This window comes from Mycoplasmopsis alligatoris A21JP2, from assembly GCF_000178375.1.
In the GTDB taxonomy this organism is placed as follows: domain Bacteria; phylum Bacillota_I; class Bacilli_A; order Mycoplasmatales; family Metamycoplasmataceae; genus Mycoplasmopsis; species Mycoplasmopsis alligatoris.
In genome coordinates this window covers 50,102-66,015 of sequence record NZ_ADNC01000002.1, presented here as the reverse complement: position 1 = coordinate 66,015, position 15,914 = coordinate 50,102, and the positions used below count along the sequence as shown (strand labels likewise).

Genomic DNA, 15,914 nt, shown 5'->3' with positions numbered 1-15,914 from the left:
ATTACAAGATTGTAAAATTACTCTTAATAATTATTTTTTTACATACGTTTTGCGTAAATGTAAAAAACAAAATGATTTTATTTTAATTATTTATCCTATGAATGTGTATAATTTTTTAACTAAATTAATATTTTTTTAGCTTTAAATAAGGCAAATAAAGAAATTTATAATGTTAAAAAAATATTGGGACATATAAAAAAATAAATTACTTATAAATATTTAAAGAAATAATAACTTTTACTATATAATAGCAAATGAGTATTAAGATACTCCTTGGCTAGTAAGCCCAAAGTCCATAAGGAGGAAATGATGGCAAAATATGAAATCGTTTTAATTCTTGATCCTAAAGCTGAAGAAACAGTTGCAACAAAACTGTTAAATGAAGTTTTTGGTAAAGGAGTTAAAAAAGCTCAAAAGCTAGAAAAAACTGAATTAGCTTACGAGATTAACAAATCAAAACACGCTCACTTCTTTTTAGCAGAAGTTGAAGCACAAACTGAATTAATTGCAGAATTTACAAGAAAAGCAAACATTTTAAAAACTGTTTGAAGAAATTTAGTAGTTAATTTAGATTCAGAAAAAGGTTTAAATGTTTCTAAAAACAAAAAACCTGCACCTAGAAAAACTTTCGCAAAATCATACACAAACAGAGAAGATAGATCAGAAAAAAGAGAATATACTCCTAGATCTAAAACAACTCAAGAAGGTTCAGAAGCTCCTAAAGCAAGAAAATTTGTTAAAAAGACTTCAGAATCTTCAGAAGAAAAACCAAGAGTAAGAAGAACTGTTAAAACTCCAGAAAGTAAATAGTAAAGAGGGAAAATGAATAAAGTTATTTTAATAGGAAGAGTCGCTTCAGATATAAGATTTAATCAAACTCCAAGTGGGATAGCATATGCTAGATTAACTTTAGCTGTTTCAAGAAGAAATTCAAACACAGCAAAAGAAAATGCTGATTTTATTCCAATGGTTGCTTGAAGAGCAACTGCAACTTTTATAGGAAACTACGTAAAAAAAGGAGCTTTAATTTCAATTGAAGGTTCATTTACATCAAGTTCATATGAAGGGCCTGATGGAAAAATGTTAAGAAATTATGAAGTAACTATAGAAAATATTAATTTATTAGAATCAAAAGCCGTTGTAGAAGCACGTAATGCAGCTCATGGTGAATTTAATAAAAATAATTTTTCTGGAAATTTTAACAATAACTTTAATTCAAATAACTCGTTTAATCAAAATAAAAAACCAGAATTCGGATTTGGAAATTCATATGAATCAAAAAATAAAAACGAATTTGGTAGTAAATCAGAAGGTGATTTTCAAGTTCAATTTGATGAACTTGACTAATCGCTTTACGAAAGGATATTAACAATGGCATTTATTAAAAAGAAAAAAGGTTTTCCATTCAAAAAGAGAGTATGTGAATTTTGTGAAAATAGTGTTTTATACATCGATTATAAAGATGTAGAAACATTAAAAAGATATGTTAATGCAACAGGTCAAATTAAACCTAAAGCAAATTCAGGTGCATGTGCTAAACACCAAAGAAAAGTTTCAACCGCTATTAAAAGAGCAAGACAAATTGCTTTTATGCCTTACACAGTAACACGTGTTCGTACATCTAAATAATTATAATTATTAAAAAAATTAAGAGTTTAAAGCTCTTAATTTTTTTTATTTTTATTTCATTGTTTCTAAAGCTATAGCAAATTTTTCAAAAGTATTATTTAAAACAGTTGCAGTCATTTTTACTTGTTCTAAAATAACTGTAAGCTTTAATTTAAGTTCTTTTTTAACTATGTTCAAGTCTTTTTCGTCTTTTATAAGTATTTTTAATTTTGCATCTAAGCTATCATCAAAAGCACTTAAAAATGAATTGTATAACATTGCTAATGATTCATTATATTTATCAGCTGCAATTAATTTGACATCTTTAATTTTATTAGCGATTTCTTTAAAAATTTCTTTTTGATATAAGCCGGTTAATTCAGTACTTATTCTCTCGTAATTTGGAATTATTTTAATGTCATTTTTTGTACTTAGTGAGTCTAAAATATCTTTAATTAAATCTTTAGTTTCATCTCCTATAGGTAACAATGATTCTGAAACATTTGTTGTTAATTTAGAAAACAACTCGTTAGTTATTTTAGCTTCGATTGCTTTTTTTCCATTTTGATATTTAACTGGAGATTGTTTGGTAAAATCTTTAACAACTTGCATTAAAATTTCTGTTATTACTTCAGCATTAGGTTTAATCATACGATTAATAATCGAAGCTATCGATTCAACTTGACTTGCATTTAATTCAGTGTATGCAATATTTATTTTACTTAATGTGGCAAATTGATGATCTGTAATTGTTTTAATTACTGGTTGTAATTTTTCATTTAAACTTTTAGCTAAAGCACTTGCCTTACTTTGTTCTTTATCATCAACAGCAAATTTTATTAAGCTTAATGATTTGATTAAATTTTCTTTAAAATCATTAACAAAAATTGTTTTAAAGTTTTCAATAACGCTTTCTTTTGTCATAAAATTTGTTATTGAAAAAGTTTTTTCAACACTTTCAGCTTTATTATCTTTATTTAAACTAATAAGTTTTAAAGTAACATCATAACTTTTTTTGTTTTTATTAATTTCTGTTTTAACAACTTTAATTTGATATTTTGAAGAATCAAAACCTGAAAATTCAAGCTTATCTTCTTTTGATTCTTCTAATGCATATCGACTAGAATCTTGATAAGATACTATGACCTTGTTTAATTCTTCATTTACTGAATCTTTATTTTGACTTTTATTACATGAAATAGCAATTAATGGACTAATTATAGTCGCTGCACTAATAAAAGTAATTAATTTAATATTCTTTTTCATAATATTCCTTTATTCTTTTATAAACGGATTTAACTATTATATAAGAAGATTTATAAAAATTCAATACAATTTTTAAATTTTTTGTTACTTATTTATAGCTAAAAAAGTAAATTATTTGCACCAATTTGATTATATTTGAGATTTTTCATTAAAAAACATCATACATTTTACAAATACTTCTATATTTAAGGTTATTAAGTAAAATTTACTTAACTATTTAAAAATCAAAAATACCCTTAATAACTATGTTATTAGTTTGATATTTTTGTTTTTTTATTATAATACTAAAGCAAACATTGTTTGTAGTTTCATGACTTAGTGAAAATCTAAACCGGAAGTAAAGTCTTCGTACTCTTAGAGCATGAATAGGTGAAATTCCTATACCGACAGTAAAGTCTGAATATAGAAAATACAAGTTAGTGGAACTCATAGGAGTTCAAATGAATAAAGAAAAATACATCGCTAGTTATTTTTTTAAAGCTAGCAAAATTTTAGAAGAAGAATGTAAAAATAATATTATTACTCTTCAATTCTTTCAAAGGAAAGATAATGCGATTTTAGCAGGTATGGATGAAGTTTTAGAATTACTAAAAAAAGAAACCGATACAAGCAAATACACAATTAGATATTTACCAGAAGGAAGTAAAATTAATAATTTAGATATAGTTTTAGAATTAGTAGGAAATTATCAATATTTTGGAAAGTGAGAAGGCGTAATTGATGGAATTTTAGCTCGTTCAACCTCAATAGCTTCAAACGCATATGATTGTGTTATAGCCGCAAAAGGAAAACCGATTATTTTTATGGGTGATAGAGCTGATCATTATTTAAATCAAAAAGTTGATGGTAAAGCTGTTAAACTAGGTGGGGTAAAATTGGTTTCTACAGCTGCTCAAAAAGCAAATGAAAATGAAATTACATTTGGTTCAGTTCCACATGTTTTAATTCAAGGTTTTGGTGGTGATATAGTTAAAGCTATGCAAGCTTATTCAAAACATTTTCCAAATAATAAATTAATTGCTTTAGTTGATTATTCAAATGACGTTATAAAAGAATCGCTAAAAGTTTGGGAAAATTTAGGAAATAAGGTTTGAGGGATTAGACTTGATACTTCAAAAAATATGATTGATCATATGTTTGATAATGATGAAGTTAAGCATTATGGTGTTAATGTAGAACAAGTTAAAAGATTAAGAAAAGCTCTTGATGATGCGGGTGCAACTGAATATAAAATAGTAGTTTCAAGCGGATTTGATCGTAAAAAAATAGAAGACTTTGAAGCAAATAACACACCTGTTGATTATTATGGTGTCGGACAAAGTTTGTTTAAATTATCAAATTCATTCAGTGCAGATGCTACCGTTTTAAATGGTAAAAAAGAAGCAAAAGAGGGTCGTGGCTATAGACACAATCCTAACTTAATAACCTACAAAAAAGATTAATAAGAAAAAATAACACCTCATGGTGTTATTTTAAAATTTTGTTTTCTTTATAATGGTGATAATTGTCATTAACAACCTCAATAGTTACTATATCTGATATTGCTGATGCATTTGCTTCTATAAAATGTACTCCCAGTTCAAGTTTTCCAACATTGAATTCAAAAACTTTATTTGCCTTTTTTGTTTCAATTAATGAACCATCGATAAATAAACTAACTTCTTCTAAGTTTGAATAAATTTTTACAATCATGTTTTCTGATTGTTCTCTTATTGCTCTACGTCTTGATGCTATATAAACAAATTTCTTAAATGATCAAAATGCTTTATATAAGTAATAAGAGTCTTTTTTAATTTTTCTATCAAAAGTAACAAGACCTTTATTATCAGTTCCAGGAGTGTTTCCTTCTTCAAGAGCATCGTTTCCAAAATCAAACATATTTCAAACAAATGTTGCTCAAATACCACGATTTTGACATAAATTTCTTAAAATATATTCATGATATGATGCTTGAAATTCTTCAGTATAATCACCTACTTTAGGATTTTTTGCGTGATAACGAACTATTGAATTTGTTCCATATTTTCCTAGTGCAATAGGTTTTTGGTTGTGAATGCTTTTTCAATCAACAAATCATTTTTCAAATTCTACTAAGTTGTCTTCTTTTGAACCAAAATATAAATTATAAGCTACTAAATCAGTTATATTGTTTAATTCAGACTGAATCGGAGTGTTTCATTTTTGTGAAATAAATGTTAATCTATCTTGGTCTAAAAGTTTAGCTCTTTCATGAAGTTTAGTAATTAATTCACATGCGCTTACGCCTGTTTTATCTGTTCAATTTAATCCATTAGCTAATCCTCAAAAGAAAATTGATGGGTGGTTATAATTTTGTAAAATTAATTCACTTAATTGGTTTAAAAGATTTTTTTGGCTTATTTGTGTTGTGTTAAATGATTTTATAAGAGGAATTTCAGATCATAATATTAATCCTTTTTCATCTGCATACTGATATGTGAATTTAGGGTGTTGATAGTGAGATAAACGAATAGCATTAGCACCCATTTCATAAATTAAATCTAAATCTTGTTTTTGATCTAAATCACTTACAGCGCTACCTTTACCAAATCGATCTTGATGTTTTGATACACCACGCAATGAATATTCTTTTTCATTTAACATAAAGGTGTTTTGGTCAATTAATTTGTATGTTCTAAAACCAAAATTTACACTTATTTCATCAATAATTAAGTTTTTAGATTCGATACTAAAAGTAGCTTTATATAAATATGGGTTAATTGTTCCATCTCATAAAATAGGGTCTTTTACAATCAATTCTAATTCTTCATAACTATCTTTAATTATTGTTGAAGCGTATGCTATAACCTTGTCGCTTTTTTTAGAAATTTCAACGCTTAAGTTTTTTTCAAGTGCGTTTTTTGTATAAACTTTTGCTTTAATTATTGCATAATCATCATACAAAGTATAATCAACATAAACTCCGTTTGAACTATAATGCTCTAAATCAATATGACTTTTGTTAACAATTATTATATTTACGTCGCGATAAATCCCGCCATATTGTGTGTAATCAGTATCAAGCGGATAAATATTATTATCTTGAATGTTATCAACTTCTAAAACTAAATTATTACCTAGTTTTTTTAATTTGCTTGTGTCTAATTTTATTCTAAAAGTTGAATATCCTCCAGAGTGCTGCCCGATTAAGTTACCGTCTAAATAAATTTTGCAATTTGAATTTACACCATTAAATTCTAAAAATACATCTTCTTCAATAAAGTGAAAATATGGAATAACAAGTTTTTTAAAATAAAAACATTTACCACGATAATAATCACTACCTCCATCAGCGCCATCATAAACATTTCATGTGTGTGGGACATTAATTGAGTGTCAAGTACTTGGTTTAGTGCTTGGTACTTCTTTTGCTTTTTTACTAAAATATCAGTCATTGTTAATATTAATTATTCTTCTCATAGTACTCCTTGGTATAAAAAATGACTATAGATTAGTCATTATCTATGTAATTATTATTTTATAATAATTTTTGCAAAAACAGGCACATGATCGGAAATACTTCTAATAAGTTTCACATTTGTATTGAGATTTTTGTTTTCGTTTTTTAGTAATTCTTGATATTTTTCTTTATTTAAATAGTTTTTATTAAAGGCATTAATTAAATCTATTTTAAACATTAGTTCTGGATTTTCTTTTTCACTAACAACATCAACACCTTCAGCTTCCTTGAATAAAATTTTGTCATAAGGTTCAGCATAACCATCATTTTCAACAAAATCTGCACTTCTAGGACTTCTTAAACTAGTTGCATATTTATCAGAACCAGTTAGTTTTGAATCATTATAAAGAAGTTTATAACCAGCTTGTTCAGACTTTTTAAATAAATCATTGTTTTCATATTTAATATTTGTATCTCCACCAAATAGAATTGTTGAATTACCATCTATTCCGTCAAAATAAGCCATAGCATCATGTAATTCCATAGCTTCAAGGGCTTCTTGTTCTCCCATTGAATTTTTAACAGAATAATCTAGTCCATCGTAGTTAAAATTTCTTGAAGAAAGTGATTTTTCTTTTGAACCAACGCCAGGGCTATCAAAATGTCCAAAAATGAATGTAAAAGTTTTATCAGTATTTACTAACTTAAAATTATGTCCGTATAGCGGTCTACGATACATTAGTGCATTTTGTGTATTTATTCCTTTAAATTCACCAGCAAACGAATCACCTTTTTTATTGTTGCTGAACGCATTGGGCTGGAAGACAGTTTCTTTATAAACTATTGCAACTTGTTCTTTAGTGTTGGTTGAAGAATTACTTAAATCAGCTTCTGAAACAGGTTGAAAAACATAATTTCATTTAATTTCAGGATTAGTTTTATTTAATTCATCAATAATTAATTGTACTTTATCGGCTTGGTTATAGTTAATTTCGGTTAAACCTATTAAATCAAAATTGCTATTTTGAATAATTGAAGATAAAGCATAAACTTTACTACTTTGAGAAGTAGTTCTGCTAGAACCATAATTTAATACGTTTCAATGCCCTACTAAAATTTCTTTATTTAAAGAATTTTTATTGATAGTATTTTCGCTTATGTTTGTATTTTTATTTTCGTTTATGTTGTTTGTAGTAGTAGGTTTTGTAGAAGTTGTTTTTTCTACTTCTGTTTTATTATTTGTTGTTTCAACTGGTTGTTCCACTTTTTTAGTAAATGGATTTTTTATAGCACAAGCACTTAAAAAAAGTGGACTTAATAAAATAGTTGGTGTAAATAAAATGTGTTTAAATAATTTGTTTTTTCTCATAAATTCCTTTGTTTAATTATAACTTTTAACTTATTATAAATTTATTTTTTGGTAAATAAAAATCAACATGATTATAAAATGTTGATTTCTATAAGTTCGTGTTCAGTTATTTTATTTGAACTACTTAAAACTTTAAATTTAACTGCATCATTAAATGTAAATGATGAATTTTTTCTTAGCTTTGCAACATGAAGTTCTTTTAATAATCATTCACGAAGTGATAAATCTAAATTTTCATCATCCATTTGGGATGTATTTATTTCTAGTTGTTTAAAAACACTTTTTACAGCTACATTCGATTTTGCTTGTGCTTTTTGTAGTGAAATTTCATAAATTTCCTCATCGGTATCATATTCATCATATATTTCACCAACTAGTTCTTCAATAATGTCTTCAATTGTTATTATTCCAATAATTTTGTCGGAAGTGTTGTTTTCGGTAACAAAAGCCATTTGCGAACGAGAGGTTCTTAATTTTTCTAAACCAATTGAAAGTAAAGAATTAGCAGAAATTTGCGGCACTCGTTTAATGTAAGAAGCAATATTTCCTGAATTTAAATGAAATATATCTTTAAGCATGATGATTCCAACCAAGTTTCCATTTTGTTCTACAGGAATTCTTGAATAATTAGTTTCCTTAAACATTGCATTTGCTTTTTTAATGCTAGACCTAAATGGAATTGAATCAACATCTTTAAGTCTTATATAATGTTGTGAGATTTTTGATGAATCTAAATCAAGTGCTTTTTGTGCCAAGATGCTTTCATGTGTTTCTAAAACACCTTCTTCTTTAGCCATAGATAACATGGTTTTGATTTCATTTTCAGAATTTGTAACGTAAACTTTTTTACTTAATTTGTTTAGTGGATAGGTAAATACAAAAAATAATCAATAAAATATTTCTATAATATATCCAAAGATTTTTAAAAATAATATAGGTTTTTGTTTTGCAAAAATTTTAGGTAGTATTTCTCCAAAAATAACAATAATAGGTGTAACAACAACAGTAGCAACAATTGCAACTGTTCCATGATTTGTAATAATTAAACTTAGTAAAAATGATGTTAAAGCACTAGCTGAAATATTAACTATGTTGTTAGCAATTAGAATAGTGCTTAAAGTTTGATTATATTTTTTGATATGACGGCTAATTATTTTATGACCGCTTTCTTTATTATTAATCATTTGTTGGACTTTTGCAGGTGAAATTGATGTATATGCTGTTTCACAACCGCTAAAAATACTACTTAAAACAAAGAGTATGAATAAAATTACAAGAAAAATTATTTTAAGATAAAGTTCCATCTTCACCTCCAATATTTTCTTTATTTGATTGTTGTATAGCTAAATAAGTAAAAGCTATTCGGGAATCATAATCCATTTAGTCTCCTTAAATTTTTTTATATTATATCAAAAAAAGAAGCACAGGCTTCTAATTATCATGTTCATAAACTTTATCTTGATCAATGTGGATAAATTTCGAGGCACTTAAGTTAATTCCTAAGTTGATTTTTCCGGTTGGACCATTTCTATGTTTTGAAATTATAAGTTCACAAATTTCGCTGCCAGGTTCTCTATCAGAAGAAAGTGTTGATGAACCTTTTTTCATTTTTTTGTAATATTCATCACGGTATAAGAATAAGACCATATCCGCATCTTGTTCAATAGAACCACTCTCACGCAAATCTGACATTAAAGGTCTTTTATCTTCACGTTGTTCCACACCACGACTAAGTTGTGATAAAGCAACAACAGGAATATTAAATTCACGAGCTAATTGTTTTAGAGTTCTAGAAATTTTTGAGACTTCATTTTGTCTGTTTTCACCTTTAATACCGGGTGATGTGATTAATTGTAAATAATCTATAACTAACATATCAAGTTTGTTTTGTTGATGAAGTCTTCCCACTTTTCATGTTATTTCATCAAGATGGGAAGTGGTTGAATCATCTAAAAATAGTTTTAATTCATCAACTTGGTATTTTGTATTTTTTACATTTTCTCAATCAAGTTCATTTAATAACGAGGCTTTTTTGAATTTTTCTCCAGGAATTCCTGAAATACATGAATAAATTCTTCCCATTAATTGAACCGATGACATTTCAAGACTGACAAAAGCGACATTTTTATTATTTGCTGCGGCATATGTGGCTATGTTCAAGGCAAATGCAGTTTTTCCCATTGCTGGACGGGCTGCTAAAATGATTAATTCACCACCCTTAAAACCTTGAGTTAAATTGTCTAAAACAGGGAATCCTGAAGCGATACCAGCTAGTTGTGAATCATGTAGTTGTGAACGATTTAGTAAGTCTGTAAAATATTCATTTGAAACTTTTCGAGAATCTTCATATTCTTTTATTTCACGTTTGTTATTTACGTGTGTTAAATCTACTTCTAACTTCCTAATAACATCGCCTGAATCAAGTTTTTTGTTTTCTTTTAAATAATGCTCAAATTGTTTTAGCTTAGATTCAATCAATCTTAAACTACTCAAATTAGTAAGTTCTCTGTAGTAATTGATACGGTTTTTTGCATAACCAGCACTTAGAATTACTTTATTTAGAAACGAGTTTATCATTTCATTATTTAAATAGTAAAAATCATTTGTGTTTTGGTGTAAATAACCTGCAATTTCATCTATGTTTACAGCACCTAATTTCGTAACTAAAATAGAAATTATCTTAAATAATTCCCGATTTTCGTTGGTATAAAATTCTTGCTCTGAAATATAAGTAACCATTTCTTGTTGTATTTCATGATTGCTTAGTGCTAATCCTAATACTGATGATTCAATATTTTGATTTTGGTGAATAGTTGGTGCAAAATTATTATTTGTCTTTTCCATATTTACCTATTTGACTTGTTTAATAGTAATTTTAACAAATAGTTTAGCAACTATATCTTTGTAAACTTTAACTTGAATTTCATGTGTGCCTTCACTAACAAAATGTATTTTTTCAAGTGAGTGTTTTTCAAGTTTAAATCCTAGTTTAACTAAATCTTTTTCAACAATTTTTGTTGAAACTGAACCATGAACGTTTAAGTTTTGATTTGCATCAATATTTGCTTCAAGCGTATATGATAAATTTACTTTTTCAAGTTTATCTTTATCTTTAAGAGCTTGAGTTCTTTTTTCATGTTCTAGAGCACTTAATTGGTCTAGTTTTTTTTCTAAAGTTTTAACAGTTCCTTGATTATAAGGCAAAGCAAAACCTTTTGGAATCATAAAGTTTTTAGCAAATCCGTCACTAACTTCAATAATTGTATTTGCTTTTCCTTCTTTACAGTCTTTTATTAATATTATTTTCATGTTCTTCCTTATTTCCAACTATTGCTTGTTTAATGTTATCAACAAAAACTTCAAGCTTTTCGTTACTTACAGCAGCAGCAGTACCAAAGTGACCTCCACCTCCAACTGCTTCACAAATTATTTGAACATTTGTATCTACTCCACGAGCACTTAGTTTATATGTATTTGAGTTTGGTAGTTTTGCGATTACAAAACTTGCTTTTCTATCACTAATATTTAAAATTTCATTAGCTGCCATAGAAATAACATCATTATCAGCTTGTTCATCTTTGTAAGCTAAATAGAATCCTTCTTTTATTTCGATAGTATTTTCTAATAGTGATTCAATTTTTTTCATGGTTGCTTCATCTTTTTTAAGCAATTCATTACTTATGCTTCCAGATGCACCTTTTGATTGTAATCAACTAGCGGCTGAAAAAGCCCTTGGTGTAACTGATTTGGTAAATTGACTTGTGTCTAAATATATACCATTTAGTAAAAGTTGTGCGGTTTTTTTGTCTATTTGACCATATTGATCAATAAAAGTTATTAATTCAGTAACTATTTCACAAGCACTTGAAGCATTAGGATCAATATAACGGTTTTCACGAGGACAATAATCAATGCTTGAACCGACACGGTGGTGATCAAAAATAAATATGTTTTCACTTTTTGTGTTTAAAATTGCTTCTTTATTATCTGTACGTTTGATATCAGAATTATCTACTAAAATAACTAGCGTTTTAGGTGTTGTTATTTTAGCGGCACGTGCCGGATCAATAAATGGAGCGGCATTTAATTTGATATTTATTTCTTGAGTGCTAAATACTCTTTTTGAAGTTAAATCAAAAGTATTGATACCAATAAAAGCATGTTTGTTGAATTTTTTAGCTAAATCGTAAATAGCTCAAGCAGCTCCAACAGCATCTAAATCCGCTACAGCATGCCCGTAAATAATTATGTTATCAATATCTGGACTTTTGATTTTGTTTAATAATTTATTACCGATTAGTTTAATTGTGGTTCTATTATTGTCAGCTAAAATTAAACTTGTTGAACCATAATAAACAGGATTTGCCGAGTTTGAAAAAATTGCAACTTGATCTCCACCACGGTTTTGAGCTTGCAATAAAGCTTTTTTGGCTTGTTCTATTTTTACTTCTAAATTAGACCAACCAGTAGCAAAACCTACGGATAAAGTAACTTTATTTCCTTGACTTAATGAAACATCGCTATCAATATCGACTAAATCTCGAAATTCTTTTTCTTGAAGCAAATCAATAGTTTTTTGGTTGGTAATAATTATAAATTTACCATTTGTGTATTGACGGTAAATTAAGTTATTATCATCCTGTTTAATTATTTTTTCAATTGCATTAATCACTGATTTATTAATGTTGAATAATTGTTCTTCGGATAAAATTGATTGATAAAGTTGGAAATTATCTATTTCAACTTCACCAATAACTATTTGTTGATCTTGAGATTCCTTTTTAATAATTACTTCGACTGTAATGTCACGAATCGAAATAGTATTTTTAATAGGTCAAATTTGTACTTCATAAAAACAATTTTTATATTCCATTTGAAATGAGGTATTTCTGTTAATTTGATCTAAATTAGCTGAATAATTTTTAAAAAAGTTTCTAATATTTATTCCAATACAATTTGGATTAAATTTAGTTTTTATAAATTCACTTGCTCAAATTATTTTTTCATAATTATCATAAATAATAATCCCAATATTGTTGTTTGAAATAACTGCTTGTGAATAACTATTAAAGGATTTTTTAACTAAATCTTTTCTGTTTATAAATTTATTTAGGATTAAATAAAAAACTAATAGCGCCATAACTCCAAAAAAGAGTATTGTTAGCGTTCCATAAATTTTTCAATATAAGTCGTTTTGATTAAAATTAATCATCAAAACAAAAGAAACTAGCAAAATTGAAAGCAAAATTGCACTAGTAATAATCGTTATTTGTTTCTGTTTTCTGTTCATTATCACCTCTTGTTTTTATATTATAAACTATTATTTAATTTTAAATATTTTATACGCGTATTAATAAGTTATTAATATATTTCATAATTTCCACATATATGGAAAATGTGGAAATAAAACACTTTAAAAATAAGTTCTTTATAATTATTTATAGTCTACACAATGGAGGAAATTATGAAAAAATTAATAAATAAAGTAGAAAATATTGTTGAAGAAATGTGTCAAGGAATTGCCTATGCACACGGTGATTTGGTAAAAAAACACCCTACACATAACATTATTTTAAGAGCTGATAATTCAAAGCAAAAAGTTGCTTTAATTAGTGGTGGAGGAAGTGGTCATGAACCTGCACACGGAGGATTTGTAGGTTATGGTATGCTAGATGCCGCTGTAGCTGGAGAAGTTTTTACAAGTCCAACACCTGATATGGTATTTGAAGCTATTAAAGCTGTTAATTCAAAAAAAGGTACACTTTTAGTAATTAAAAATTATACTGGTGATGTGCTTAATTTTGAAATGGCTAAAGATATGGCTGAAATGGAAGGACTAGAAGTTGACTATGTTGTAGTTAATGATGATATTGCTTTAGAAAATAGCGAATATACTATTGGAAAAAGAGGTATTGCTGGAACAATTTATGTTCATAAAATTGCCGGTGCATTAGCAGAACAAGGTGCTTCATTATCAGAAGTTAAAACTGTTGCTCAAAAAGTTATTGATAATATGGCAAGTTATGGAATGTCATTGGATGCTTGTACAATTCCAGCAAATGGTAAAAAATCATTTGAAATTAGCTCTACAGAAGTAGAAATCGGATTAGGAATTCATGGTGAAAAAGGTACACACAGAGAAGAATTAAAATCAGCAGATGTACACACTGAACAATTATTTAATTTCTTAGTAAAACACCACAAACCAGCTAAAGGACAAAAAGTTGCACTTATGGTAAACGGATTAGGGGCTACACCTTTAATGGAACAATATATTATTGCAAGAAAGTTTGATCAATTAGCTAAAAAAGCAGGTCTAGAAATTGTTGATTTCCAAGTAGGAAACTTTATGACAAGTATTGATATGCCAGGATTTAGTTTAACAATGTTATTAGTTGATGAACAACTAGAAAAATTATTAAAAGATAAAGCTAATACGCCTGCATTCAAGGTGGTTAAGTAATAATGACATACGAATTATTAGTAAAAAATATTGCTAAAAAAATTGAAGAAAACAAAGATTATTTATGTGATTTAGATTCTAAAATTGGTGATGGAGACCATGGTACAAACGTTTCAAGAGCATTAAATAAAACTGTTGAAGCACTAGATTCATTTGCTGGTTTAACTTTAGACCAAAAAATAGGAAAAACTGCTATGCTTTTAATTTCAAATGTTGGGGGCGCTTCAGGGCCATTGCTTGGTACGTGATTAATGGCTTTTTCTAAAAAACTTAAAGATCAAGAACTTAATGTTAAAACATTTTTAGAAGCATTTAGTTTTGCTAATGAAAATCTTAAAACTCGTGGAAAAACAGAATATAGAAATAAAACAATGTATGACATTTTATATGCAGCAGAATTAGCAACAAAGCAAGTGTCTTCACTTTCTGAATTTGCCAAAGTTGCCTATGAAGCAGCGCTAAAAGAAAATGAATATACAAAAGGCATTGCTGCAAGAAGTGGTCGCGCATCTTATCTAGGTGAACGCAGTATTGGTGTAAATGACGCTGGAAGCACAACGATTTGCTTGATTCTTGAAGTATTAAATGCGGTAGTTAATGGTTAATATTTTAATTATTTCTCACTCTTATAATTTAGCAAAAGGTGTTTTTGAACTAGCAAGTGAGATGAAAAGTGCGGACTTTAAATTTGATTTTCTAGGCGGAACTAAAGAGGGAAAAATTGGAAGTGATGGAGACGTTGTAGCTCAAAAAATAAAAGACATGATTGAAAATAATGATCAATTATTAATACTTGCTGACCTAGGAAGTTCAATTATGAATAGTGAAATGGCTTTAGATTTTGAGCTAGATGATGAACAAAAGCAAAGAGTAGTTTTAGCAAAAACACCATTTTTAGAAAGTTCCATAATTGCCGTTGTGCAAGCTGGATTCGTAAATTCTGCACAAGAACTTTACGCTCTTATACAAAATGATTTTCCAATCATAAAATAAATAAAAGATGCAATTTATTTTGCATTTTTTTAAGTTTATTTTGCATGAGATATTTTAAATATTTATTGTAGAATATACATATATTGATAGGTATTTAAGGAGTAGTTATGAAAATTAAACACAAAGATGATATTTGCGTTATTGGAACAGGACGTTTTGGTTCAGCTATTATTAGTCAACTTTTAAAAATGGACAAAAGTGTTTTTATCCTTGACAAAGAGGAAAAAAGTGCTCAAGTTTTTTCAGATGAGGTTCAAAGAATAGTTATAGCTGATGCTGCTGATATGCGTGTTTTAAAATCTCTTGAAATTGACCAATTTGAAACAGTTGTAGTAGCTGTTGCTGATAACATTGAAATTGTTGCAGCACTTTTAGAATTAAAAATTAAAAATATTATTGCTCGTGCTACAAGTAAAAGACATGCTCGTGTTTTAAAACAAATTGGAGTGCATGTTATTATTCGTCCAGAACAAGAAAGCGGAATTCGTACTGCGCTTATTGCCGCTAATGACAATTTCATAAAATACTCAAATAACTTGCAAGAATTAGATGGAGGATTTGTTCTAGGAACTACAATTATTAGAAATCCAAAAATTATTGGAATACCACTTAAAAATTTAAGTTTTAATGATCGCGGGATTTCTGTTGTTTTAATTAAACGTGGTTCAACATCAATGAGAGCTACTGGAGATGTTGTTTTAAAAGAACACGATTTAGTAACGTTGATAGGGGATGTTCGGGACATAACCGATGCACTTGGTTGATGTAACGATACTTCAGTGCAAAAGTAGAGGTTT

The 15,914-nt window shown here is 27.7% G+C and carries 15 protein-coding genes and 1 riboswitch; of the genes, 8 read left to right on the top strand and 7 right to left on the bottom strand.

Annotated elements, in window-relative coordinates; all coding sequences use genetic code 4:
• Positions 1-306: 306 nt before the first annotated feature.
• From rpsF to rpsR, 3 genes are read left to right on the top strand one after another with little or no spacing between them, the layout of a single operon-like run.
• Positions 307-810: a 30S ribosomal protein S6 gene (gene rpsF, locus MALL_RS00270; RefSeq protein ID WP_235746464.1), complete on the top strand. Its 504-nt coding sequence runs from the start codon at positions 307-309 to the stop codon at positions 808-810.
• 12 nt (positions 811-822) lie between these two features.
• Positions 823-1,347, top strand: coding sequence for a single-stranded DNA-binding protein (locus tag MALL_RS00265; protein ID WP_005683138.1), 525 nt, complete (start codon positions 823-825; stop codon positions 1,345-1,347).
• A gap of 33 nt (positions 1,348-1,380) precedes the next feature.
• Positions 1,381-1,629 carry a 30S ribosomal protein S18 gene (rpsR, locus tag MALL_RS00260; protein ID WP_408634339.1) on the top strand — a complete coding sequence of 83 codons (249 nt, stop codon included), beginning with the start codon at positions 1,381-1,383 and terminating at the stop codon, positions 1,627-1,629.
• Between the two features lie 51 nt (positions 1,630-1,680).
• Here the strand turns inward: rpsR and MALL_RS00255 are convergent, their stop codons facing one another.
• Positions 1,681-2,874, bottom strand: a complete 1,194-nt coding sequence (locus tag MALL_RS00255; protein WP_005683134.1) for a hypothetical protein — start codon at positions 2,872-2,874, stop codon at positions 1,681-1,683.
• 300 nt (positions 2,875-3,174) lie between these two features.
• Positions 3,175-3,289: riboswitch (FMN riboswitch) on the top strand.
• A gap of 25 nt (positions 3,290-3,314) precedes the next feature.
• Here MALL_RS00255 and MALL_RS00250 point away from each other — a divergent pair.
• Positions 3,315-4,316, top strand: coding sequence for a nicotinate phosphoribosyltransferase (locus MALL_RS00250; protein ID WP_005683077.1), 1,002 nt, complete (start codon positions 3,315-3,317; stop codon positions 4,314-4,316).
• A 25-nt stretch (positions 4,317-4,341) separates the two neighbouring features.
• Here MALL_RS00250 and MALL_RS00245 read toward each other — a convergent pair whose 3' ends face one another.
• From MALL_RS00245 to MALL_RS00220, 6 genes are all read right to left on the bottom strand, one after another.
• Positions 4,342-6,312, bottom strand: coding sequence for a glycoside hydrolase family 2 protein (locus tag MALL_RS00245; protein ID WP_005683113.1), 1,971 nt, complete (start codon positions 6,310-6,312; stop codon positions 4,342-4,344).
• Between the two features lie 53 nt (positions 6,313-6,365).
• Positions 6,366-7,661, bottom strand: coding sequence for an endonuclease/exonuclease/phosphatase family protein (locus tag MALL_RS00240; protein ID WP_005683104.1), 1,296 nt, complete (start codon positions 7,659-7,661; stop codon positions 6,366-6,368).
• 71 nt (positions 7,662-7,732) lie between these two features.
• On the bottom strand, positions 7,733-8,965 hold the full coding sequence (locus tag MALL_RS00235; RefSeq protein ID WP_005683083.1) for a CNNM domain-containing protein: 1,233 nt from the start codon (positions 8,963-8,965) through the stop codon (positions 7,733-7,735).
• 127 nt (positions 8,966-9,092) lie between these two features.
• Entirely contained in the window at positions 9,093-10,505 is a 1,413-nt protein-coding gene (dnaB, locus tag MALL_RS00230; RefSeq protein ID WP_005683087.1) for a replicative DNA helicase, read from the bottom strand.
• A gap of 6 nt (positions 10,506-10,511) precedes the next feature.
• Positions 10,512-10,970: a 50S ribosomal protein L9 gene (gene rplI, locus MALL_RS00225; protein ID WP_005683153.1), complete on the bottom strand. Its 459-nt coding sequence runs from the start codon at positions 10,968-10,970 to the stop codon at positions 10,512-10,514.
• Entirely contained in the window at positions 10,942-12,951 is a 2,010-nt protein-coding gene (locus MALL_RS00220) for a GGDEF domain-containing protein (protein WP_040545398.1), read from the bottom strand. The genes rplI and MALL_RS00220 overlap by 29 nt, the downstream gene beginning before the upstream one ends.
• Positions 12,952-13,125: 174 nt before the next feature.
• On the opposite strand from MALL_RS00220, the gene dhaK reads away from it, so the two are divergent.
• The 4 genes from dhaK to MALL_RS00200 all read left to right on the top strand — a co-directional run bounded on the left by dhaK (position 13,126) and on the right by MALL_RS00200 (position 15,908).
• Positions 13,126-14,124: a dihydroxyacetone kinase subunit DhaK gene (dhaK, locus tag MALL_RS00215; protein WP_005683078.1), complete on the top strand. Its 999-nt coding sequence runs from the start codon at positions 13,126-13,128 to the stop codon at positions 14,122-14,124.
• A 2-nt stretch (positions 14,125-14,126) separates the two neighbouring features.
• Positions 14,127-14,729 (top strand): dihydroxyacetone kinase subunit DhaL, encoded by a 603-nt coding sequence (gene dhaL / locus MALL_RS00210; protein ID WP_005683086.1) that lies wholly within the window; start codon positions 14,127-14,129, stop codon positions 14,727-14,729.
• Positions 14,722-15,117 carry a dihydroxyacetone kinase phosphoryl donor subunit DhaM gene (dhaM, locus tag MALL_RS00205; RefSeq protein WP_005683161.1) on the top strand — a complete coding sequence of 132 codons (396 nt, stop codon included), beginning with the start codon at positions 14,722-14,724 and terminating at the stop codon, positions 15,115-15,117. The genes dhaL and dhaM overlap by 8 nt, the downstream gene beginning before the upstream one ends.
• A 107-nt stretch (positions 15,118-15,224) precedes the next feature.
• Positions 15,225-15,908: a potassium channel family protein gene (locus tag MALL_RS00200; protein WP_005683116.1), complete on the top strand. Its 684-nt coding sequence runs from the start codon at positions 15,225-15,227 to the stop codon at positions 15,906-15,908.
• The last annotated feature ends 6 nt before the right edge of the window (positions 15,909-15,914 follow it).